Origin of the sequence: Erwinia sp. AnSW2-5, from assembly GCF_045107195.1 — a bacterium.
Classification (GTDB): Bacteria; Pseudomonadota; Gammaproteobacteria; order Enterobacterales; family Enterobacteriaceae; genus Erwinia.
The window spans coordinates 1-20,723 of record NZ_JBJGXA010000006.1 but is presented as its reverse complement, the minus strand read 5'-3'; the positions used below and the strand labels follow the sequence as shown (position 1 = coordinate 20,723).

Sequence of the window (20,723 nt, the reverse complement as noted above, 5' to 3'; positions counted from 1 at the left end):
GCTGTACTGGTTACAGGGCGCCCGGGTCACTCCGGGCGTCTCTGAGAAGTCTCACTCCGACGGGAGCTAATCCGTGAAAGACTTACTTAAGTTTCTGAAAGCGCAAACTAAGACCGAAGAGTTTGATGCGATCAAGATCGCTCTGGCATCGCCAGATATGATCCGTTCATGGTCTTTTGGCGAAGTTAAAAAGCCGGAAACCATCAACTACCGTACGTTCAAACCTGAACGTGACGGCCTTTTCTGTGCGCGTATTTTCGGGCCAGTAAAAGACTACGAGTGCCTGTGCGGTAAGTACAAGCGCTTGAAACATCGCGGTGTGATCTGTGAGAAGTGTGGCGTTGAAGTTACACAGACCAAAGTTCGCCGTGAGCGCATGGGCCACATTGAGCTGGCTTCTCCAACTGCGCACATCTGGTTCCTGAAATCGCTGCCTTCGCGCATCGGTTTGCTGCTGGACATGCCACTGCGTGATATCGAACGTGTTCTTTACTTCGAATCTTACGTTGTGATTGAAGGCGGTATGACCAATCTCGAAAAGCGCCAGATCCTGACTGAAGAGCAGTATCTGGACGCGCTGGAAGAGTTTGGTGACGAATTCGACGCTAAAATGGGTGCGGAAGCGATCCAGGCTCTGTTGAAAAACATGGACCTGGAACAAGAGTGTGAAACTCTGCGTGAAGAGTTGAACGAAACCAACTCCGAAACCAAGCGTAAAAAACTGACCAAGCGTATCAAGCTGCTGGAAGCGTTCGTACAGTCTGGTAACAAACCAGAGTGGATGATCCTGACCGTGCTGCCTGTTCTGCCACCGGACCTGCGTCCTCTGGTACCGCTGGACGGCGGTCGTTTCGCCACGTCGGATCTGAACGATCTGTATCGTCGCGTGATTAACCGTAACAACCGTTTGAAACGCCTGCTGGATCTGGCTGCGCCAGATATCATCGTACGTAACGAAAAACGTATGTTGCAGGAAGCGGTCGATGCGTTGCTGGATAACGGCCGTCGCGGTCGTGCGATCACCGGTTCTAACAAGCGCCCTCTGAAATCTTTGGCCGATATGATCAAAGGTAAGCAGGGTCGTTTCCGTCAGAACTTGCTGGGTAAACGTGTCGACTACTCTGGTCGTTCGGTTATCACCGTAGGTCCATACCTGCGTCTGCATCAGTGTGGTCTGCCGAAGAAAATGGCACTGGAGCTGTTCAAACCGTTCATCTACGGCAAGCTGGAACTGCGTGGTCTTGCTACCACCATCAAAGCTGCTAAGAAAATGGTTGAGCGTGAAGAATCAGTCGTCTGGGATATCCTGGATGAAGTGATCCGCGAACACCCGGTCCTGCTGAACCGTGCACCAACTCTGCACCGTCTGGGCATCCAGGCGTTTGAGCCAGTACTGATCGAAGGTAAAGCGATTCAGCTTCACCCGCTGGTCTGTGCGGCATACAACGCCGACTTCGATGGTGACCAGATGGCAGTACACGTACCGTTGACGCTGGAAGCTCAGCTGGAAGCGCGTGCGTTGATGATGTCTACCAACAACATCCTGTCACCTGCGAACGGCGAGCCAATCATCGTTCCTTCTCAGGACGTTGTACTGGGTCTGTACTACATGACCCGCGACTGTGTTAACGCCAAAGGCGAAGGCATGGTGCTGACTGGCCCGAAAGAAGCTGAGCGTGTTTACCGCTCTGGCCATGCGTCTCTGCACGCTCGCGTTAAGGTGCGTATCACCGAACACGAGAAAAACGAGCAGGACGAGTGGGTTGCTAAAACCAGCATCATCGACACTACCGTTGGTCGTGCGATCCTGTGGATGATCGTACCAAAAGGTCTGCCTTACTCTATCGTCAACCAGGCGTTGGGTAAAAAAGCGATCTCCAAGATGCTGAACACCTGTTACCGCATCCTGGGTCTGAAACCGACAGTTATCTTTGCTGACCAGACTATGTACACCGGCTTTGCATATGCAGCTCGCTCAGGCGCGTCTGTGGGCATCGACGACATGGTTATCCCGGCTAAGAAAGTGGAAATCATCACCGAAGCGGAAGCGGAAGTGGCTGAGATTCAGCAGCAGTTCCAGTCTGGTCTGGTTACCGCTGGCGAACGCTATAACAAAGTGATCGATATCTGGGCTGCGGCCAACGAACGCGTTGCTAAAGCGATGATGGAAAACCTCTCTACCGAACTCGTGATCAACCGCGATGGTGTGGAAGAGCGTCAGGTTTCCTTCAACAGCATCTTTATGATGGCCGACTCCGGTGCTCGTGGTTCTGCAGCGCAGATTCGTCAGCTGGCCGGTATGCGTGGTCTGATGGCTAAGCCAGATGGCTCCATCATCGAAACGCCGATCACCGCGAACTTCCGTGAAGGTCTGAACGTACTCCAGTACTTCATCTCCACGCACGGTGCGCGTAAAGGTCTTGCGGATACCGCACTGAAAACAGCTAACTCCGGTTATCTGACTCGTCGTCTGGTTGACGTCGCGCAGGATCTGGTTGTGACTGAAGATGACTGTGGTACACGCGAAGGTATCATGATGACTCCGGTCATCGAAGGTGGTGATGTTAAAGAGCCGCTGCGTGAGCGCGTACTGGGTCGTGTGACCGCAGAAGACGTGATCAAGCCGGGTACTGCTGACATCCTTCTGCCGCGTAACACCCTGCTGCACGAACAGCAGTGTGACCTGTTGGAAGAACACTCTGTTGACAGCCTGAAAGTACGTTCCGTAGTAAGCTGCGAAACTGACTTCGGTGTGTGTGCTCACTGCTATGGTCGCGACCTGGCACGTGGTCACATCATCAACAAAGGTGAGGCCATCGGCGTTATTGCAGCACAGTCCATCGGTGAGCCGGGTACACAGCTGACGATGCGTACGTTCCACATCGGTGGTGCGGCATCTCGTGCGGCTGCTGAATCCAGCATTCAGGTGAAGAACAAAGGTACGCTGAAACTGATCAACGCCAAGTCGGTAACGAACTCCGCTGGCAAGCTGGTGATCACCTCGCGTAACGTTGAACTGAAAATGATCGACGAATTTGGTCGTACCAAAGAGAGCTATAAAGTTCCTTACGGTTCAACCATGGCGAAAGGTGACGGCGAGCAGGTTGCAGCGGGCGAGACCGTAGCAAACTGGGATCCACACACCATGCCGGTCATCACCGAAGTGAGCGGTTTCATTCGCTTCACTGACATGATTGACGGTCAGACCATTACCCGCCAGACGGACGACCTTACCGGTCTTTCTTCACTGGTAATCCTGGACAGTGCTGAACGTACTGCCGGTGGTAAAGATCTGCGTCCAGCGCTGAAAATCGTTGATGCTAACGGCAATGACGTCATGATCCCTGGCTCTGATATGCCTGCCCAGTACTTCTTACCGGGTAAAGCAATCGTCCAGTTGGAAGATGGCATCAAGATCAGTTCTGGTGACACCCTGGCGCGTGTGCCTCAGGAATCTGGCGGTACCAAGGACATCACCGGTGGTCTGCCACGCGTTGCTGACCTGTTCGAAGCCCGCCGTCCGAAAGAGCCGGCAATCCTGGCTGAGATCAGCGGCATCATTTCCTTCGGTAAAGAAACCAAAGGGAAGCGTCGTCTGGTGATCACGCCGATCGACGGTAGCGATCATTACGAAGAGATGATTCCGAAATGGCGTCAGCTGAACGTGTTCGAAGGTGAACGCGTAGAGCGCGGTGACGTAGTTTCCGATGGCCCAGAGTCTCCACATGACATTCTGCGTCTGCGTGGCGTGCATGCGGTGACCCGTTACATCACTAACGAAGTGCAGGAAGTTTACCGTCTGCAAGGCGTTAAGATTAACGATAAGCACATCGAAGTCATCGTTCGTCAGATGCTGCGTAAAGCAACCATCTCAAGCGCGGGAAGCACTGACTTCCTCGACGGCGAGCAGGTTGAGTTCTCACGCGTTAAGATCGCTAACCGCGAGCTGGAAGCTAACGGCAAAATCGCTGCAACATTTGCACGCGACCTGCTGGGTATCACCAAAGCTTCCCTGGCAACCGAGTCGTTTATCTCTGCGGCTTCGTTCCAGGAAACAACGCGCGTACTGACCGAAGCAGCCGTTGCGGGTAAACGCGACGAACTGCGCGGCCTGAAAGAGAACGTTATCGTTGGCCGTCTGATCCCAGCCGGTACCGGTTACGCGTATCATCAGGATCGTATGCGTCGTAAAGCCGCCGGCGAAGCGCCAATCGTGCCAGTAGTGACTGCCGATGAAGCCTCTGCCAGCCTGGCTGAACTGCTTAACGCAGGAAACCTGGGCGGTAACAACGATTAATCGTTAACTGCCTGTGGCATAATAAAAAACCTCGCTTTGGCGGGGTTTTTTTTCGACTAAACAAAATCACATGGACAATAAATGCAAAATAATAAGGTTGTGATGGCGCTGATACTGCTGGGATTAAGCGCGAGTATTCATGCAGAAGAGTGGGCTAACGCCCCGGTACAAAAGGTTTTTAAAAACTGGCAGGTGACCTGCAACAACCTTAATGATTGTGAAGTGCGCAATAACGACGAGGCGCTGCGCATCATCCTGAAACGTAAGGCTGGGGCAGATGCACAGCCCTCGCTAAATTTTCAGCAGTGGGGCGATCAAAAACCTGTAGGCATTTGGCTGGATGGCAAACCCTGGCATTCCAGTATTGAAATTTCACCTTCAAAAATCAGCGATGATTATGGCGCGGGTGGGAGCGATAATCTGGCTGAAATTCAGCAGTGGGTACAGGCGAGTAAAAATGCACTGACCATCGCGCTGACTCCCGGTTCTCAAGCCGCCTCACTCAGTGGACTCAATGCGGCGCTACTGCTGGTGGACGATCGCCAGGGGCGTATTGGGAATCAGACCGCGTTGCTGAAAGTGGGCAACAATGAACCATCGATGGTGCCTGCGCGCCCTGTTCCTGCAGTATTCAACTTCCCTGCGCCAAAGGTCGTGCCGTTAACCAATGAGGCTGCGCTGATCGACGGCGCTATTGCCGCTAACAGTAAGCTGCTGGCGAAAGAGAGCTGCGAGCCGGACAAAGAAGCGCGTGAGCGCAGTGAGGCGCAGCCGCTGAATGAGAAGCAGGCGCTGGTGCTGATTAACTGTGGTCTGGGAGCCTACCAGTCGTCCAGTATGCTGTTTATCAGTGAGCGTAATAATCCACAGAGCTCAACGCAGCTGACTCTGCCATTACCTGGCAATGACGAAGACGGCAAACCCAGGGTGATGAGCTGGTTTACTGAAGCAACTTACGATCCGCAAACCGCTGAGCTGTATTATTCCGGTCGCGGGCGCGGTATTGCTGACTGTGGAGATAATGGTGCCTGGAAATACGATGGCAAAACTTTCCATCTGACCAGTTATAACAGCCAGCCAAGCTGTGACGGCGGGGAGCCGGGTGACTGGCCTTCAGTGTGGGTGACGGAAGGAAAGGAATAGCCATTTTATTGGGGGGAGGGCGTTAGCCCTTCCTGCAACGTATCCCTCTGGGAAATTTCATATTTTCAGCGCCATAATCGTCGTCAATCATGGCAACTGTTATCTTCATTCCGGCAAATAATCTTAAGGAGCCTGACATGAAGATCGTTAAAACCCTGATGCTTACCGGCCTGGTATGCGCTTCTCTGCCCGCTGGCGCTGAGGAAATGAAAAACCCATTGAGCGTGCATGTGCTGAACCTGCAGACTGGCGTACCGACATCCGGTGTGACGGTTGAACTCGAACAGCAGCAAAAGCAGGGATGGGTAAAGCTGGCTTCCGGTATCACGGATAAAAATGGACGGATCCCGGCACTCTATCCGATGGGAAAAACGATGGATGCAGGTGATTACAAAGTCGTGTTCAAGACCGGGGAGTATTACAAAAAGCAAAATCAGCCTACTTTCTTCCCGGAAATCCCGGTGATATTCCATGTTGAGAACAGTAACAGCCACTATCACATTCCCCTGCTACTGAGTCAGTACGGCTACTCAACGTACCGCGGTAACTGATTTTCACAACCATAAAAAAGGGCAACGCAGCAGGACGGCTACGTTGCCCGTGGGCACATCCTTCGGCCCAGGCCACATCACTATAAGCGCCGGACATCCTCACAGGTCAGTCCGATATCTTTCAGCTGCGCATCACTCAGACGCGACAAGAGCTTCCGGGTGCAGGAACGCAGACGTTGTGCCTGCCAGCGGTGATAAGGCATAAGAAAGATCGTTTTAATCAGCGGCCAGCTAAAAGGCTTTGCTGCTCTGTTCTCTTCAAATTCCATCACACTCTCCTTATCACCTTGGGTATGGCTGCTATTTTCTCGCCAAAGCTGTTTATGATACAGATGCAATAAACGACTTTTATTGACATACAGATTGCGAGATAGTGTGTCTGAATGGTGGTTTTTACCGCTATCTGTACTGGTTTGTTACGCAGTAATGGGAAGGGTGGAATACGATGACGCGTTATCAACGGTTGGCAGAGCTGCTGGCGCAGCGCATAGAGCAGGGTTTATATCAGGCGGGTGAACGCCTTCCGTCCGTCCGTACACTCAGCGGTGAACATGGTGTCAGCATTAGCACGGTTCAGCAGGCCTACTATTTGCTGGAAGAGAAGCAGCTGATTACGCCGCAGCCGCGCTCGGGTTACTTTGTTACGCCACGTAAGGCCACCCCGCCTCTGCCGCCGATCACGCGCCCGGTACAGCGCCCGGTGGAGATCACTCAGTGGGATGCGGTAATGGACCTGCTGAATGCACGTCTGGATGATGATGTGTTGCAGCTAGGCAGTGGAATGCCCAATATCGACTCGGTTACGCTGAAGCCTTTATGGAAAATTATCAGTCGGCTTGGTCAGCAGCAGGATCCGCGCCTGCTGTGTTATGACAATCTGTATGGTGTGCCGGAACTGCGCGAACAGGTCGCCCGCCTGATGATCGACAGCGGCTGTCAGGTCTCTGCCGATGACATAGTGATCACCACCGGTTGCCATGAAGCGCTGTCAGTGTCGATCCGCGCAGTATGTCAGCCGGGAGATATTATCGCCGTGGAGTCACCGGCATTTCATGGCACCATGCAAACCCTGCGCGGCTTTGGGATCCGCGCCATCGAAATCCCCACGGATTCCGTTACGGGCATCAGCCTTGAAGCGCTGGAACTGGCGTTTGAGCAATGGCCGATTAATGCCGTGGTGGTGGTGCCAAACTGCAACAACCCGCTGGGCTTTGTGATGCCAACGCAACGTAAGCAGGCATTACTGACGCTGGCGCAGCGCTTTGATGCCGCAATCATTGAAGATGATGTTTATGGCGAACTCGCTTTTGACTATCCTCGCCCGGTAACTATCAAGTCGCTGGATATGGATGGTCGTGTTCTGCTGTGCAGTTCATTCTCTAAAACGCTGGCGCCAGGTCTGCGGGTAGGGTGGGTGGTGCCGGGGCGTTATTTTGATCGCGTTTTGCATATGAAATATATCAGCACTGGTTCAACGGCCACTCAGACACAGATGGCGGTCGCGGCTTTTATTCGCCAGGGGTGTTACCAGCCCCATCTGCGGCGTATGCGCAGTCACTATCAGCGCAACCTGGAGACGTTTACCCGGCGGGTGCGGCATCACTTCCCCTGTGGGATCTGCGTGACCCGTCCTCAGGGTGGTTTTCTGATTTGGGTTGAGCTGCCGGAGCCTTTTGATGCGCTACGTCTGAACCGGGAACTGCGTGCTTCCCATATTCAGATTGCTGTCGGCTCGCTGTTCTCCGCATCAGGTAAATACCGTAACTGCCTGCGCCTCAGCTATGCGCAGTCGTTTACGGATAAAACCGAACGTGCCCTGGAGATACTGGGAGCGGCGGTAGAGCGGGCGATGCTGGCCTGTGTTCCTGCATCCTCGTTGGTGCAAGAAGAGGATGAAGGCAGGGTCAGTGAGAAGGAAAACTACTGACCCTGGCGGGTGACAGGATTGTCACCCGCACGGCCACTATAGCGGCTGGGTTGCCTGAGAAAAGTGTGAAGAGACAAGGCTTCGTAACGTCTTCAGCCTTGTTTATTCGTGTTGCAGCAGGTTGCATTTTATTGCGCCGCACGCCCTAAAATCTGACGGCGCTGAGGACCTGCCCGAACACTCACCCCGCACTGTGCAAGGAGGATCAGGCGTGTGTTGCTCTCTGCGGCTCCACCAGGTCCAGCAGCTGGTGGGTCGCCGCACGCCAGTCGCTGGCTTTGGTAATCGCGCTCACCACGGCCACGCTGCCCACCCCGGTAGCCAGTACCTGGGGAACGCGCTCCAGGCTGATCCCACCGATGGCCACAGTAGAAATTCCCTTCAGTCGCTGTATGTGGCGCGTTAACTCTTCCAGTCCCTGCGGATCGGAGGGCATCGCTTTTGTCTGGGTAGGAAACACGTGGCCCAGGGCAATATACGAAGGGTGTTCGGCCAGGGCACGATCCAGCTCGGCATCGTCATGGGTTGAAAGACCCAGCCGCAGCCCGGCAGCATGAATCGCATCCAGATCGGCAACATCCAGATCTTCCTGACCCAGATGGACGCCGTAAGCCTGATGTTTTACCGCCAGACGCCAGTAGTCATTGATAAACAGGCGCGCCTGATAGCGCTTACCCAGGGCAATCGCATCAACAATTTGCTGCTCAACTTCATGTTCAGCGCAGTCTTTAATGCGCAGCTGCAGTGTCCGTACGCCCGCATCAAGCAGGCGTTCAATCCACTCCACCGTATCGACCACCGGATAAAGACCCAATCTGGCTTCGGTTGGGGGGAACGCTCCACGACTCATACTTTTTCCTCTGATTTCAGGGTATCGGCGCGATGATACAGCTCACCGCCACGGTGACGAAACTCGTCAGACATTTGTGCCATACCGATTTCAATCGGCCGGGCTTCGGCTTCCTGACGTGCGGCGTATTCCCGAACTTCCTGGGTAATCTTCATTGAACAGAATTTTGGTCCACACATCGAGCAGAAGTGTGCCACTTTACCGGATTCCTGCGGCAGGGTTTCATCGTGATAAGCCCGGGCAGTGTGCGGATCGAGGGCGAGATTAAACTGATCTTCCCAGCGGAATTCGAAACGTGCTTTCGACATGGCGTTATCACGAATCTGCGCTCCGGGATGGCCTTTCGCCAGGTCGGCGGCATGGGCGGCGATTTTATAGGTAATCAGCCCCTGTTTGACATCCTCTTTGTTCGGCAGGCCGAGGTGCTCTTTGGGCGTCACGTAACACAACATCGCGCAGCCAAACCAGCCGATCATGGCGGCACCAATACCGGAAGTAAAATGGTCATAACCCGGGGCAATATCTGTCGTCAGTGGTCCCAGCGTATAAAACGGAGCTTCGTGACAGTGCTCAAGCTGTTCCGTCATATTGACGCGAATCATCTGCATTGGCACATGCCCAGGGCCTTCAATCATCACCTGGACGTCATATTCCCAGGCGATTTTGGTCAGTTCACCCAGCGTGCGCAGTTCTGCGAACTGCGCTTCATCGTTGGCATCCTGAATGGAACCCGGGCGCAGGCCATCGCCCAGCGACAGCGACACATCGTAGGCGGCGCAGATCTCACAGATATCGCGGAAATGCTGATAGAGGAAACTCTCTTTATGGTGAGACAGGCACCATTTCGCCATGATTGACCCGCCGCGCGAAACGATGCCGGTCAGGCGTTTGGCCGTCATCGGCACGTAGCGCAGCAGCACACCGGCATGAATAGTAAAGTAATCAACGCCCTGTTCAGCCTGTTCCAGCAGTGTGTCGCGGAAAATTTCCCAGTTAAGATTTTCTGCCACACCGTTCACTTTTTCCAGTGCCTGGTAGATAGGCACTGTACCAATCGGCACCGGACTGTTGCGCAGGATCCACTCGCGGGTTTCGTGAATATAACGCCCGGTGGAAAGATCCATCACCGTATCGGCTCCCCAGCGCGCTGACCACACCAGTTTTTCCACCTCTTCTTCGATGGAGGAGCTGACCGCTGAATTGCCGATATTGGCGTTAATTTTCACCAGGAAGTTACGACCGATAATCATCGGCTCCGATTCCGGGTGATTAATATTGGCCGGGATAATGGCGCGGCCTGCGGCCACTTCCTGGCGAACGAACTCGGCAGTGATATTGTCAGGCAGATGTGCGCCAAAGCTATGACCCGGATGCTGTTGCAGTAACACGTCACCGCGAATTCGCTCCCGCCCCATATTTTCGCGCAGGGCAATGTATTCCATTTCCGGGGTAATCACTCCCAGCCTGGCATAGTGCATCTGAGTGACACAGCGGCCTTCCAGCGCCCGACGTGGGCGTGGCACATTGTCAAAACGCAGATGATCCAATCCTTCATCCGCCAGGCGCAGCTGGGTGTAGGCAGAGCTGAGATCGGTAATCTGTTCGGTATCACCACGTTGGATGATCCAGTTGCTGCGCAGCGGGTTCAGCCCTTTGTGAACATCAATCGTCGCCGCCGGATCGCCGTAAGGGCCGGCGGTATCGTAGACGGGTATCGGCTCATTCGCTTCCAGCAGTGGCTCGTCTTGGCTGCCGCCTACCGTAGTGGGGCTGAGTTGGATTTCACGCATGGGTACGCGGATATCCGGCTGCGAGCCGGTCAGGTAAATGCGTTTTGAATTGGGAAAGGCGGTGCCCTGCAGGGAGTCGATAAACTGCTGTGCTTCTGCACGCTGTTCGCGACGAGTAGTTTTTTTTCCAACGAAAGGTTTTTCAACGGTAGACATAGCAAGTTCCTGATAATAAAACGGAAGTTTGCTTGCCTGGAGGCGGGAGTAATGAGAACGATGTGAAAAAACACGGTATCACACCGTAATAGCTGATTTACTCTTGTTCCCTTCGCAGGTACTAACCTGATCAGGTTCCGCGGATCCCGAATTAACGGTCTCAGCCCTTGTGGGCACTCCGACAAGATGGCGATTGGCTGACTGGCAACAAGGCCAGTATTTCAATCCTGTAAAGGGCAAGGTACGCCTCGTCCTAACCCCTCAAGCATAAAGGGGCTTTTTGGAAACTACAAGAAGTTCACATTCTGATAACGGATCAGGCAGGACGAGCAAGCGAACACGCGTTAGCAGTGCTCTGATTATCATGGTTTTTTTCTAAAGCCAGCTTGATGAATTTATCCTCCAACGTAAATCGAGCCTCCAGTGCTTCACCGACCTGTGATAATACCCGCTGAAATTCCACACAGTTATTATCATCAATGGCTGTTTCCAGATGCGAATCATAAATCTGCATTATCTGATCGGTATTGGCTTTTAAAGAGGGGTAGATTAACGAGGCCTTCGCCAGTTGATCTGTGCCTTCCAGCTCCTTGATAAAGCGTTCGTAGACGGTGAAATGGCCAGTGGAAAGGTAGTCCACCAGATGCTGGCAGAACGTATCCAGCGCGTTTTCATCGAGCGTCGTCAGCGTTTCCTTGTTAGGCTTAATGCCAGCCATTTGGTAATAGGTAACCAGCAACTGCTTGCGTGAGCGCAGGCAGAAGTCTACCAGCTCACTGCATCCGCCGACGCGCGCGGTGAGGACTTCTAACTGGTTAAGCATGTTCAACTCCGTGAATGTTATATTTTAACGTCTGACCTCAATCCAGTCTTTAAGCTGAGGATGATGAGAAAAATGATGGAACAGGAAATTTTAAGCGTAGACGCTGGCTGGTGGGTTGTCAGCCAGGAACATAAAATTTGGTTACCAAAAGGTGAGCTGCCGCATGGTGATGCAGGCTCATTGGGTCTGACAGGGCGATCAGGGGCGCCGATTGGGGAGTGGCAGGGCGAAAAGGTGTGGCTGATCCGCGGTACGTTTCCCCAGGAAATGGGATCGTTACGCCAGCTGCTCGATCAAGAGACGGGCCTGTTCCAGCTTGCCGGGCGTGGTATTCAGTTATCAGAATTCTATCGTTCACACCGCTGGTGTGGCTACTGTGGCCATGAAATGCACCACAGCAAAACAGAGTGGGCATGTCTGTGCGGGCATTGTCGGCAGCGTTACTATCCGCAAATTGCACCTTGCATCATCGTTGCGATCCGCCGGGGCGAAGAGATCCTGCTGGCACAGCATACGCGGCATCGTAACGGGATTTTCACGGTATTGGCTGGCTTTGTCGAGGTGGGGGAAACCCTTGAGCAAACGGTGGCACGTGAGGTGATGGAAGAAAGCAGCATTAGTGTGAAAAATTTGCGCTATGTCTCTTCTCAGCCGTGGCCATTCCCCCAGTCACTGATGATGGCGTTTATGGCCGACTATGCGGGTGGCGAGATCAACATTGACCCTAAAGAACTGCTGTCCGCTGGTTGGTATCGTTATGATGCGTTGCCACAGTTACCGCCGGCAGGAACGGTGGCGCGTCGGCTAATTGAAGACACCGTTGCGATATGTCGCGCAGAAGCTGAATAATACATTTTTGGATATTTTTTTCTAATAAGTGTTTTTTAGCGATATATTCTCCTGGTTCATTGCGCTGTGAATCAGGAGTGCTATAAATTCCTATGAATATTACAAACAATATAAATAAACACGACTTTATATCTTCGTGGGATTAAAATACCATGGCGTGCAATAAACGAGGCCGCTTATCAGATTGAAAGTGGTTCGATTAAAATTATTAAAAAAGAGTGATATTTTCACCCGTTCATCTTACGGGTGTTCTTTTCTGTTGGCGTTTATTTAATTTGGTGCTGCTTTCCAGAAATGGTTTCTGGATAAAGGTGACTCGATCACGTCTTCAGCTTAATGATGACGTCAGCGTTTGAGTCTTCTGCATGATGTTCCGTACGTTGTGAGTGAATACAATGTCTGAGACGAAAAAACACTGTTATCTGTGGGGGATCTGGTTTTGCTGGGGCATGAGTATACTTGCCTTTGTACTATCAATCAGAACGACTTTATTCATCTCTCTGGGTGTTATGGCATGCCTGATTATGCTGCTAGCCATCCCCTTTCTATACAAAACAAGGACGGTTAAAAAAATGTTTAATTTCAATCGCAATGCAGAGCCTAAATCCAGTGATAAATTATCCTCACCGGTCAAGCTGGAACAAAATGTTCCGCCACTTCCCCCTTCGTATGATGACACTAATACGAAAGAAACACTCATCTCTATTGGTACAGTATTACGGGGTGAAATAACCAATGAAAACAATATTTCAATCAATGGCGTTGTCGAAGGCGATCTGACCAGCCAGAAAATAGCGCAGATTGGTAAGGAAGGTCAGGTCATAGGGACAGTAAGGTCCGTTAAGCTGGTGGTCAATGGCCTGCTGAAAGGAAGCTGTTATGCCAAAACAGTCATTATTATGTCGCGTGGCAGAATTGAAGGTGAGGTGTTCGCCACCGAGTTCTCCATTGAGAAAGGTGGCGTATTTATAGGAAACTCTCATCAGATTGAGGAGTCGCAGCTGGTGGCGGAGAAGAAAGAGAAAAAACGGATGGGCACGATGGGCGACAATTCACCTTCGCTTGTCGCTGTTGAAAATATGCGGGGAAAAGTCGATAGTTCACCAGAAAAAAATGTGCTGGTTGGCAATTAAAATAAGCTAAAACCGTTGTTATTTCGCTGAATTCTCTCTTTCCCCGGTCTTTGCTCACGGGATATTCGGGGAAGGACGAGCTTAGTTAGCTCAATTTTTCGAGTGGTCAATCATCGTCAATTCCAATAAATGTTACACTAGCAGCCTGTATGGTGAGAGAGTCCCGTGATGAGTGAACTGAAGAACGATCGATATCTGCGCGCATTGCTGCGCCAGCCAGTGGATGTTACCCCGGTATGGATGATGCGTCAGGCCGGGCGTTATCTGCCGGAGTACAAAGCAACTCGTGCTGTCGCCGGTGACTTTATGTCGCTGTGCAAAAATGCGGAACTGGCCTGTGAAGTTACGCTGCAACCGCTGCGGCGCTATGCGCTGGATGCGGCGATCCTGTTCTCCGATATCCTGACCATTCCCGATGCGATGGGGCTGGGGCTGTATTTTGAAGCAGGTGAAGGTCCACGTTTTTCATCCCCTGTCACCTGCCGTGCGGACGTTGAAAAATTGCCTGTTCCTGACCCGGAGCAGGAACTGGGTTATGTGATGAATGCGGTACGTACCATCCGCAAAAACCTCAACGGTGACGTGCCGCTGATCGGTTTTTCTGGCAGCCCGTGGACGCTGGCAACCTATATGGTGGAAGGCGGCAGCAGCAAAGCATTTACCAAACTGAAAAAGATGATGTACGCAGAGCCGCAAACGCTGCATCTGATGCTGGATAAGCTGGCCGACAGTGTCACGCTGTATCTTAATGCGCAGATCCGCGCGGGTGCTCAGTCGGTGATGATTTTTGACACCTGGGGCGGCGTATTGACCGGACGCGACTATCTGGAGTTCTCGCTTCACTACATGCACAAGATTGTTGATGGTCTGCTGCATGAAAATGAGGGGCGTCGGGTACCGGTTACCCTGTTCACTAAAGGTGGCGGGCAATGGCTGGAAGCGATGGCCGCGACAGGCTGCGATGCGTTGGGTCTTGACTGGACAACGGATATTGCCGACGCACGTCGCCGTGTCGGTCACAAAGTTGCGTTGCAGGGCAATATGGACCCATCGATGCTGTATGCCGCTCCAGAGCGTATTGAGCAGGAAGTGGCGGGCATCCTTGAGGGCTTCGGTCAGGGGGAGGGACATGTCTTTAACCTCGGTCACGGTATTCATCAGGATGTACCACCAGAAAATGCGGGCGTGTTCGTCGAAGCAGTGCATAAGCTCTCGCGTCCTTACCACCTCGGATAACGCGCGGTGGCCTTAATGTCAGTCGGAGGAGATAGGGATATTGCGGTATTACGGGACCAGCAGCGCCAGCGCGCAGCGGAAGTGATATGTCAGGATGACTTCGATGTCATGCCTCCCCGCCTGATTGGTGGCGCAGATGTGGGCTTTGAACAGGGCGGTACGGTGACCCGCGCCGCCCTGGTGGTGCTGGAATATCCTTCACTGCAGCTTATTGAGCATCAGGTGGCGCGTGTTGCCACAACCATGCCCTATATTCCCGGTTTCCTGTCATTTCGTGAAACACCGGCTCTGCAAGCCGCGTGGCAACTACTGTCCAATCATCCCGACCTGTTATTCGTTGACGGTCACGGAGTGGCCCATCCTCGTCGTCTTGGCGTCGCCAGCCACTTTGGCCTGCTGGTGGACGTCCCGACCATTGGCGTGGCGAAAAAACGGCTGTGTGGGAAATTTGAAGCCCCGGCAGCAGAGCCGGGCAGTTGTCAGCCGCTGACGGATAAAGATGAACTGCTGGGCTTTGTGTTGCGCAGCAAGGCTCGTTGTAATCCTCTTTTTATCTCTCCTGGACACCGCGTAAGCCATGCAACTGCACTTGAATGGGTACAGCGTTGTTTGCAGGGCTATCGTCTGCCTGAGCCTACGCGCTGGGCAGATGCCGTTGCCTCGCGCCGCCCGGCTTTTACCGCGCTGTGCCGGGGTTAACCGTGCTGCCCTGTGGCTTTTCAGGTACACTGCGGCAAGTGCATTAATTCTGAGATCCCGATATGTTACGTAACCCGATTCATCTGCGGCTGGAAAAGCTGGAAAGCTGGCAGCACGTTACTTTTATGGCCTGCCTGTGTGAACGCATGGTGCCCAACTACCGTGAGTTCTGCCAGCAAACTGGCTTCGGCGATGGCCAGCTTTACCGCCGTATTCTCGATCTTTTATGGGAAACACTGGTGGTGAAAGACGCGAAAGTGAACTTTGACAGCCAGCTGGAAAAGCTGGAAGAAGCTATCCCTTCAGCCGATGACTACGATTTGTACGGTGTTTATCCGGCAATCGATGCCTGTGTTGCGCTCAGCGAGTTGCTGCATTCTCGTCTGAGTGGTGAAACGCTGGTCCATGCCATTGCCGTAAGCGAGACGTCAATTACGACCGTGGCGATGCTGGAAATGACCCAGGCGGGTCGCGAAATGACCGAAGAAGAGCTGAAGGTGAATCCCGCCGTTGAAGAGGAATGGGACATCCAGTGGGAGATATTCCGCCTGCTCGCCGCCTGCGAAGACAGAGACCTGGAGCTGATAAAAGGGTTACGATCCGACCTGCGTGAATCCGGTATTAGTAATATCGGTATAAATTTTCAGCAGTAAGGCGACAAAACGTGACTTCATGCCTGATTTGTAGCGCCTTTGGGCTTCACATTCGCCCCCAGTCTGGTCTACATTTGGGGGGCTGAAAAATGTGGCTATCGGTGCGTGTATGCAGGAGAGTGCCAGAATCTGGTTTTTCCCTCGCACTTGATGCTTAGCAAGCGATAAATACACTGTAAGGATAACTTATGAACAAGACTCAACTGATTGATGTAATTGCGGACAAAGCGGACCTGTCTAAGACCCAGGCTAAAGCTGCTCTGGAATCCACCCTGGCTGCGATTACTGAGTCTCTGAAAGACGGTGATGCTGTACAACTGGTTGGTTTTGGTACCTTTAAAGTGAACCACCGTGCTGAGCGTACTGGCCGCAACCCGCAGACTGGTAATGAGATCAAAATTGCCGCTGCAAACGTACCGGCATTTGTATCTGGTAAAGCACTGAAAGACGCTGTTAAGTAATCGTCTGACGGTGAAGAGTTTAAACAGGGGGGCGGATTCGTCCCTTTTGTTTATCTCTCTCTGAGATGATTCACTCCTGACCCCTTTACTGCCTTCTGCTCTCCTGCCTTATCTGGATAAACCCCCGTTTAACCCGCTAACGGTTCCTCCTGCTTTACCGCTGTTGTGATACTCTTTTCGCATGAAACTGACTTCTGTAGTTCAACGATTTTCTCTTAGCATGCTAATCCTGTTAGCAGGCTGTAGTTCGCATTCTGATCTGCCGGACTTTACCGCCAGTGGCTATCTTGCCGATCGGGGTACGGTACGTATCTGGCGCAAGAACCAGCATGAGCAGGTTTCACATCTGATGACGGTGTATACCCCGTTTAACGGTGCTGCTACGGAAACCAGCGATTATCTCTGGCAGCAGGGCAAGCTGGTTTCGGTAGAACGCCATGTGACTGGCGATAAGCCTGACGATGTGACGTTGCGCTTTGACATGGATGGCAGCCTGAGCTTTATGCAGCGCCAGCTGTCCGGACGGCGCGAAGCACTCTCCACAGATGACGTCGCGCTGTATCAGTTTGACGCTCAACGGATGCTGAAAATCAGTGACGATCTGCTGTCAGGAAAGGTCTTGCTCAGACAGGGTTACTGGCAGCCGGATGGCACGATCGCCACCTGCCAGGGGACAACCGTGCGACCGGAACTGGATCAAACTGAGCTGGGCCATATCGCTCGTCAGCAGAGAGACACGGCAGGACCGGTGAGTATCGCCTGGCTGGAGGCTGCGGCGGGCACGCAGCTGCTGTTGGTGTCCGCCAGCGATCTCTGTAAGACGGAACCGAAAGAAGAGGGATTTTAGGCATAAAAAAGGCGATACGTTGATCGCCTTAATGCAGAATCGGTAAAAGCGGATCAGCGATCCGCTTTGATGCGTTATTTACGGTCTATCGCGCGGTAACCGATATCTTTACGGCAGAAGCACCCTTTCCATGAGATCGGCTGGGCAAGCTCATAAGCACGTTTCTGTGCAGTAGCAACGTCTTCGCCTAACGCCGTGACGCAGAGAACGCGGCCGCCGTTGGTCACGACCAGGTCGTCCTGTAATGTGGTGCCAGCATGGAACACTTTGCCATCTGCAGCGTCTTCCAGAGGCAGGCCATGGATCTGCTCTCCGTTAACGTAATCCCCCGGGTAGCCGCCAGCGGCCAGAACTACACCCAGTGATGGACGTGGATCCCAGACTGAATCTTTCTCGTCCAGCTTGCCATCAACGGCCGCCAGGCAAAGATCGACCAGATCGGATTGCAAACGCAGCATGATCGGTTGAGTTTCAGGATCGCCGAAGCGGCAGTTGAATTCGATCACTTTCGGCTGACCGCTTTTATCGATCATCAGGCCTGCATACAGGAAGCCTGTGTAGACATTCCCTTCACTTGCCATTCCACGCACGGTTGGCCAGATCACTTCGTCCATCACCCGCTGGTGGACTTCATCGGTAACGACTGGAGCAGGGGAGTAAGCCCCCATGCCACCCGTGTTCGGGCCGGTATCACCGTCGCCAACGCGTTTATGATCCTGGCTGGTCGCCATTGGCAGCACGTTCTTGCCATCTACCATCACGATAAAGCTGGCTTCTTCGCCATCGAGGAACTCTTCCACCACAATACGGTGGCCTGCATCGCCAAAGGCGTTGCCTGCCAGCATATCCTGAATGGCATCTTCGGCTTCCTGCAAGGTCATCGCCACGATCACACCTTTACCTGCCGCCAGGCCATCGGCCTTGATGACAATCGGTGCGCCTTTCTGGCGAACGTAAGCCAGAGCAGGCTCTACCTCGGTAAAGTTCTGGTATTCGCTGGTTGGGATCTTGTGGCGGGCCAGGAAGTCCTTAGTGAATGCTTTCGATCCTTCCAGCTGCGCAGCGGCCTGGGTTGGGCCGAAGATCTTCAGGCCGGCGGCGCGAAACGCATCCACCACGCCGATCACCAGCGGAGCTTCCGGGCCAACGATGGTCAGATCGATCTTCTCATCGCGGGCAAAAGCCAGCAGGGCAGGGATATCTGTTGAGCTGATCGCCACGTTTTGCAACGCAGGCTCCAGCGCGGTGCCTGCATTACCTGGGGCAACAAAAACGGTATCAGCCAGGGGAGACTGAGCGGCTTTCCAGGCCAGCGCATGTTCGCGGCCGCCATTACCAATCACTAAAATTTTCATCTGAGGCTCCATAATTAATGGCGGAAGTGGCGCATGTCGGTGAAGATCATCGCAATGCCGTGTTCATCAGCGGCGGCGATCACTTCATCATCACGAATCGAACCACCTGGCTGGATCACGCAGGTAATGCCAACCGCAGCCGCGGCATCGATCCCATCTCGGAACGGGAAGAATGCATCGGAGGCCATAGACGATCCGTTGACTTCCAGGCCTTCGTCAGCGGCTTTGATACCGGCAATTTTGGCGGAGTAAACACGGCTCATCTGGCCAGCACCTATGCCGATGGTCATGTTGTCACGTGCGTAGACGATGGCATTGGACTTCACGAATTTCGCCACTTTCCAGCAGAACAGCGCATCACGCAGTTCCTGTTCTGTAGGCTGACGCTGGCTAACAACGCGCAGCTGGCTTTCGCTCACCATTCCGAGGTCACGATCCTGTACTAACAGGCCACCATTAACACGTTTGAAATCCAGACCTGTCTGGCGCTGTTGCCACTGGCCGCAAGTCAGTACGCGCACGTTCTGTTTGGCGGCAGTCACTTTCAGTGCGGCTTCCGTCGCAGAAGGGGCGATGATCACTTCAACAAACTGGCGGCTGATAATGGCCTGCGCAGTGGCTTCGTCCAGCTCGCGGTTGAAAGCAATAATGCCGCCGAAAGCAGACGTCGGGTCAGTTTTGTATGCGCGTTCGTATGCATCAAGAATCGAACCACCAACGGCTACACCACATGGATTAGCATGTTTGACGATGACACAGGCTGGCTGGTCGAACTCTTTCACGCACTCCAGTGCCGCATCGGTATCGGCGATGTTGTTATACGAAAGTGCCTTGCCCTGGACCTGCTGTGCTGTGGCAACAGACGCTTCGCTAACATTCTCTTCTATATAGAAGGCCGCATCCTGATGGCTGTTCTCACCGTAACGCATATCCTGCTTCTTAATGAAGTTCAGGTTAAGGGTACGAGGGAAGCGGCCGGAAGGTTCAGTGGTGTCACCGTGGTAAGCAGGAACCAGGCTACCGAAGTAGTTGGCAATCATGCTGTCATAGGAGGCGGTGTGTTCGAAGGCTTTAATCGCCAGGTCGAAACGAGTGGACAGCGTCAGGGAGTTATCGTTGGCATCCAGCTCGCTCACGATAGCCTGATAGTCACTGCTCTTGACCACAATCGCTACGTCTTTGTGGTTCTTGGCGGCGGAGCGCACCATGGTTGGGCCACCGATATCAATGTTCTCAACCGCATCGGCCAGCGAACAACCTTCACGGGCAACAGTTTCGGCAAAGGGATAAAGGTTTACAACAACCATATCGATCGGGGAGATGCTGTGCTCAGCCATGATGGCATCATCCTGACCGCGGCGTCCTAAAATGCCACCATGCACTTTCGGGTGCAGCGTTTTGACGCGTCCATCCATCATTTCCGGGAAACCGGTGTAGTCAGACACTTCAGTGACGGCCAGGCCGGCATCTGCCAGCAGGCGTGCAGTGCCACCGGTGGAGAGCAGCTCGACGCCACGTTGAGAAAGCGCCTGAGCGAATTCGAGGATACCGGCTTTATCAGACACGCTGAGTAGCGCGCGGCGTATAGGACGACGTTGTTGCATGATTTATCCCTTGGCTTTGGATCGCATATAAAGAGCGTTATATGAAGCTTAGACTTTCTCTTTCTTCTATATAGAGAAGAAAACAGAGATTAAGGTTCATGTAACGCCCCCTGAAGGGGCTTCCGTTACGCGCGGGCATTGTAGCGAAAACGATTGCGCGATGCTCGTCAAAATTGTGGTCATACGACGAATGTGGATAAGTTTGTGCATAAGCGGGTATAAGCAGGGGTTTTGCTGGGGATTGCAGCAAACAGTCAAATTATCGCAAATTAGCCCTTGTCACCCGTCGGAAACTCCCTATAATGCGCAACCACTGAGACGGCAAGCGGCGTAACGCCAGCGGCTCAGG

Annotated in this window: 17 protein-coding genes and 1 riboswitch; of the genes, 11 read left to right on the top strand and 6 right to left on the bottom strand. The window is 53.1% G+C overall.

All coding sequences use genetic code 11. The features are described 5' to 3' along the window. The first annotated feature begins 73 nt into the window (after nt 1-73). The 3 genes from rpoC (at nt 74) to uraH (ending at nt 5,991) form a co-directional block, all read left to right on the top strand. Entirely contained in the window at nt 74-4,297 is a 4,224-nt protein-coding gene (rpoC, locus tag ACFL9S_RS06850; protein ID WP_405261090.1) for a DNA-directed RNA polymerase subunit beta', read from the top strand. Nucleotides 4,298-4,378: 81 nt separating this feature from the next. Further along, the gene (locus ACFL9S_RS06845) at nt 4,379-5,440 is read left to right on the top strand and encodes a DUF1176 domain-containing protein (RefSeq protein WP_405261089.1); all 1,062 of its coding nucleotides are present in this window, start codon (nt 4,379-4,381) and stop codon (nt 5,438-5,440) included. Nucleotides 5,441-5,577: 137 nt separating this feature from the next. Then, the gene (gene uraH, locus ACFL9S_RS06840) at nt 5,578-5,991 is read left to right on the top strand and encodes a hydroxyisourate hydrolase (RefSeq protein ID WP_405261088.1); all 414 of its coding nucleotides are present in this window, start codon (nt 5,578-5,580) and stop codon (nt 5,989-5,991) included. A gap of 80 nt (nt 5,992-6,071) precedes the next feature. On the opposite strand, the gene ACFL9S_RS06835 is transcribed toward uraH, so the two are convergent. After that, a complete protein-coding gene (locus ACFL9S_RS06835; RefSeq protein WP_405261087.1) occupies nt 6,072-6,260 on the bottom strand; it encodes a DUF1127 domain-containing protein in 189 nt (62 codons plus the stop codon). 176 nt (nt 6,261-6,436) lie between these two features. Here ACFL9S_RS06835 and ACFL9S_RS06830 point away from each other — a divergent pair, with 176 nt between their 5' ends. Beyond that, a complete protein-coding gene (locus ACFL9S_RS06830; protein WP_405261086.1) occupies nt 6,437-7,918 on the top strand; it encodes a PLP-dependent aminotransferase family protein in 1,482 nt (493 codons plus the stop codon). A gap of 205 nt (nt 7,919-8,123) precedes the next feature. Here ACFL9S_RS06830 and thiE read toward each other — a convergent pair whose 3' ends face one another. The 3 genes from thiE to rsd all read right to left on the bottom strand — a co-directional run bounded on the left by thiE (nt 8,124) and on the right by rsd (nt 11,537). Further along, nucleotides 8,124-8,768, bottom strand: a complete 645-nt coding sequence (gene thiE, locus ACFL9S_RS06825) for a thiamine phosphate synthase (RefSeq protein WP_405261085.1) — start codon at nt 8,766-8,768, stop codon at nt 8,124-8,126. Next, nucleotides 8,765-10,714: a phosphomethylpyrimidine synthase ThiC gene (gene thiC, locus ACFL9S_RS06820; protein WP_405261084.1), complete on the bottom strand. Its 1,950-nt coding sequence runs from the start codon at nt 10,712-10,714 to the stop codon at nt 8,765-8,767. Before thiC ends, thiE begins: the two co-directional genes overlap by 4 nt. A 90-nt stretch (nt 10,715-10,804) precedes the next feature. Then, a riboswitch (TPP riboswitch) is annotated at nt 10,805-10,905 on the bottom strand. Nucleotides 10,906-11,030: 125 nt separating this feature from the next. Further along, nucleotides 11,031-11,537, bottom strand: coding sequence for a sigma D regulator (rsd, locus tag ACFL9S_RS06815; RefSeq protein WP_405261083.1), 507 nt, complete (start codon nt 11,535-11,537; stop codon nt 11,031-11,033). A 75-nt stretch (nt 11,538-11,612) separates the two neighbouring features. On the opposite strand from rsd, the gene nudC reads away from it, so the two are divergent. From nudC to ACFL9S_RS06780, 7 genes are all read left to right on the top strand, one after another. Further along, the gene (gene nudC, locus ACFL9S_RS06810; protein WP_405261094.1) at nt 11,613-12,386 is read left to right on the top strand and encodes an NAD(+) diphosphatase; all 774 of its coding nucleotides are present in this window, start codon (nt 11,613-11,615) and stop codon (nt 12,384-12,386) included. A gap of 395 nt (nt 12,387-12,781) precedes the next feature. After that, nucleotides 12,782-13,519, top strand: a complete 738-nt coding sequence (locus ACFL9S_RS06805; protein WP_405261082.1) for a polymer-forming cytoskeletal protein — start codon at nt 12,782-12,784, stop codon at nt 13,517-13,519. Nucleotides 13,520-13,687: 168 nt separating this feature from the next. Next, complete coding sequence (gene hemE / locus ACFL9S_RS06800) at nt 13,688-14,755, top strand: uroporphyrinogen decarboxylase (protein ID WP_405261081.1); 1,068 nt, start codon at nt 13,688-13,690, stop codon at nt 14,753-14,755. A gap of 15 nt (nt 14,756-14,770) precedes the next feature. Then, the gene (gene nfi, locus ACFL9S_RS06795; protein ID WP_405261080.1) at nt 14,771-15,454 is read left to right on the top strand and encodes a deoxyribonuclease V; all 684 of its coding nucleotides are present in this window, start codon (nt 14,771-14,773) and stop codon (nt 15,452-15,454) included. 62 nt (nt 15,455-15,516) lie between these two features. After that, nucleotides 15,517-16,107: a YjaG family protein gene (locus tag ACFL9S_RS06790; protein ID WP_405261079.1), complete on the top strand. Its 591-nt coding sequence runs from the start codon at nt 15,517-15,519 to the stop codon at nt 16,105-16,107. Nucleotides 16,108-16,295: 188 nt separating this feature from the next. Further along, nucleotides 16,296-16,568 carry a nucleoid-associated protein HU-alpha gene (gene hupA, locus ACFL9S_RS06785; protein WP_133846987.1) on the top strand — a complete coding sequence of 91 codons (273 nt, stop codon included), beginning with the start codon at nt 16,296-16,298 and terminating at the stop codon, nt 16,566-16,568. A gap of 220 nt (nt 16,569-16,788) precedes the next feature. Further along, nucleotides 16,789-17,415, top strand: a complete 627-nt coding sequence (locus tag ACFL9S_RS06780; protein ID WP_405261078.1) for a DUF1481 domain-containing protein — start codon at nt 16,789-16,791, stop codon at nt 17,413-17,415. A 74-nt stretch (nt 17,416-17,489) separates the two neighbouring features. Here the strand turns inward: ACFL9S_RS06780 and purD are convergent, their stop codons facing one another. Continuing rightward, complete coding sequence (gene purD / locus ACFL9S_RS06775) at nt 17,490-18,770, bottom strand: phosphoribosylamine--glycine ligase (RefSeq protein ID WP_405261077.1); 1,281 nt, start codon at nt 18,768-18,770, stop codon at nt 17,490-17,492. 14 nt (nt 18,771-18,784) lie between these two features. After that, nucleotides 18,785-20,374, bottom strand: coding sequence for a bifunctional phosphoribosylaminoimidazolecarboxamide formyltransferase/IMP cyclohydrolase (purH, locus tag ACFL9S_RS06770; RefSeq protein WP_405261076.1), 1,590 nt, complete (start codon nt 20,372-20,374; stop codon nt 18,785-18,787). Nucleotides 20,375-20,723 lie beyond the last annotated feature (349 nt).

Bases quoted from the DNA above. Each gene is read 5' to 3' on its own strand.
- ACFL9S_RS06845 (WP_405261089.1), top strand. From the start codon at position 4,379: ATGCAAAATAATAAGGTTGTGATGGCGCTGATACTGCTGGGATTAAGC.
- uraH (WP_405261088.1), top strand. From the start codon at position 5,578: ATGAAGATCGTTAAAACCCTGATGCTTACCGGCCTGGTATGCGCTTCT.
- ACFL9S_RS06835 (WP_405261087.1), bottom strand. From the start codon at position 6,260: ATGGAATTTGAAGAGAACAGAGCAGCAAAGCCTTTTAGCTGGCCGCTG.
- ACFL9S_RS06830 (WP_405261086.1), top strand. From the start codon at position 6,437: ATGACGCGTTATCAACGGTTGGCAGAGCTGCTGGCGCAGCGCATAGAG.
- thiE (WP_405261085.1), bottom strand. From the start codon at position 8,768: ATGAGTCGTGGAGCGTTCCCCCCAACCGAAGCCAGATTGGGTCTTTAT.
- thiC (WP_405261084.1), bottom strand. From the start codon at position 10,714: ATGTCTACCGTTGAAAAACCTTTCGTTGGAAAAAAAACTACTCGTCGC.
- rsd (WP_405261083.1), bottom strand. From the start codon at position 11,537: ATGCTTAACCAGTTAGAAGTCCTCACCGCGCGCGTCGGCGGATGCAGT.
- nudC (WP_405261094.1), top strand. From the start codon at position 11,613: ATGGAACAGGAAATTTTAAGCGTAGACGCTGGCTGGTGGGTTGTCAGC.
- ACFL9S_RS06805 (WP_405261082.1), top strand. From the start codon at position 12,782: ATGTCTGAGACGAAAAAACACTGTTATCTGTGGGGGATCTGGTTTTGC.
- hemE (WP_405261081.1), top strand. From the start codon at position 13,688: ATGAGTGAACTGAAGAACGATCGATATCTGCGCGCATTGCTGCGCCAG.
- nfi (WP_405261080.1), top strand. From the start codon at position 14,771: ATGTCAGTCGGAGGAGATAGGGATATTGCGGTATTACGGGACCAGCAG.
- ACFL9S_RS06790 (WP_405261079.1), top strand. From the start codon at position 15,517: ATGTTACGTAACCCGATTCATCTGCGGCTGGAAAAGCTGGAAAGCTGG.
- hupA (WP_133846987.1), top strand. From the start codon at position 16,296: ATGAACAAGACTCAACTGATTGATGTAATTGCGGACAAAGCGGACCTG.
- ACFL9S_RS06780 (WP_405261078.1), top strand. From the start codon at position 16,789: ATGCTAATCCTGTTAGCAGGCTGTAGTTCGCATTCTGATCTGCCGGAC.
- purD (WP_405261077.1), bottom strand. From the start codon at position 18,770: ATGAAAATTTTAGTGATTGGTAATGGCGGCCGCGAACATGCGCTGGCC.
- purH (WP_405261076.1), bottom strand. From the start codon at position 20,374: ATGCAACAACGTCGTCCTATACGCCGCGCGCTACTCAGCGTGTCTGAT.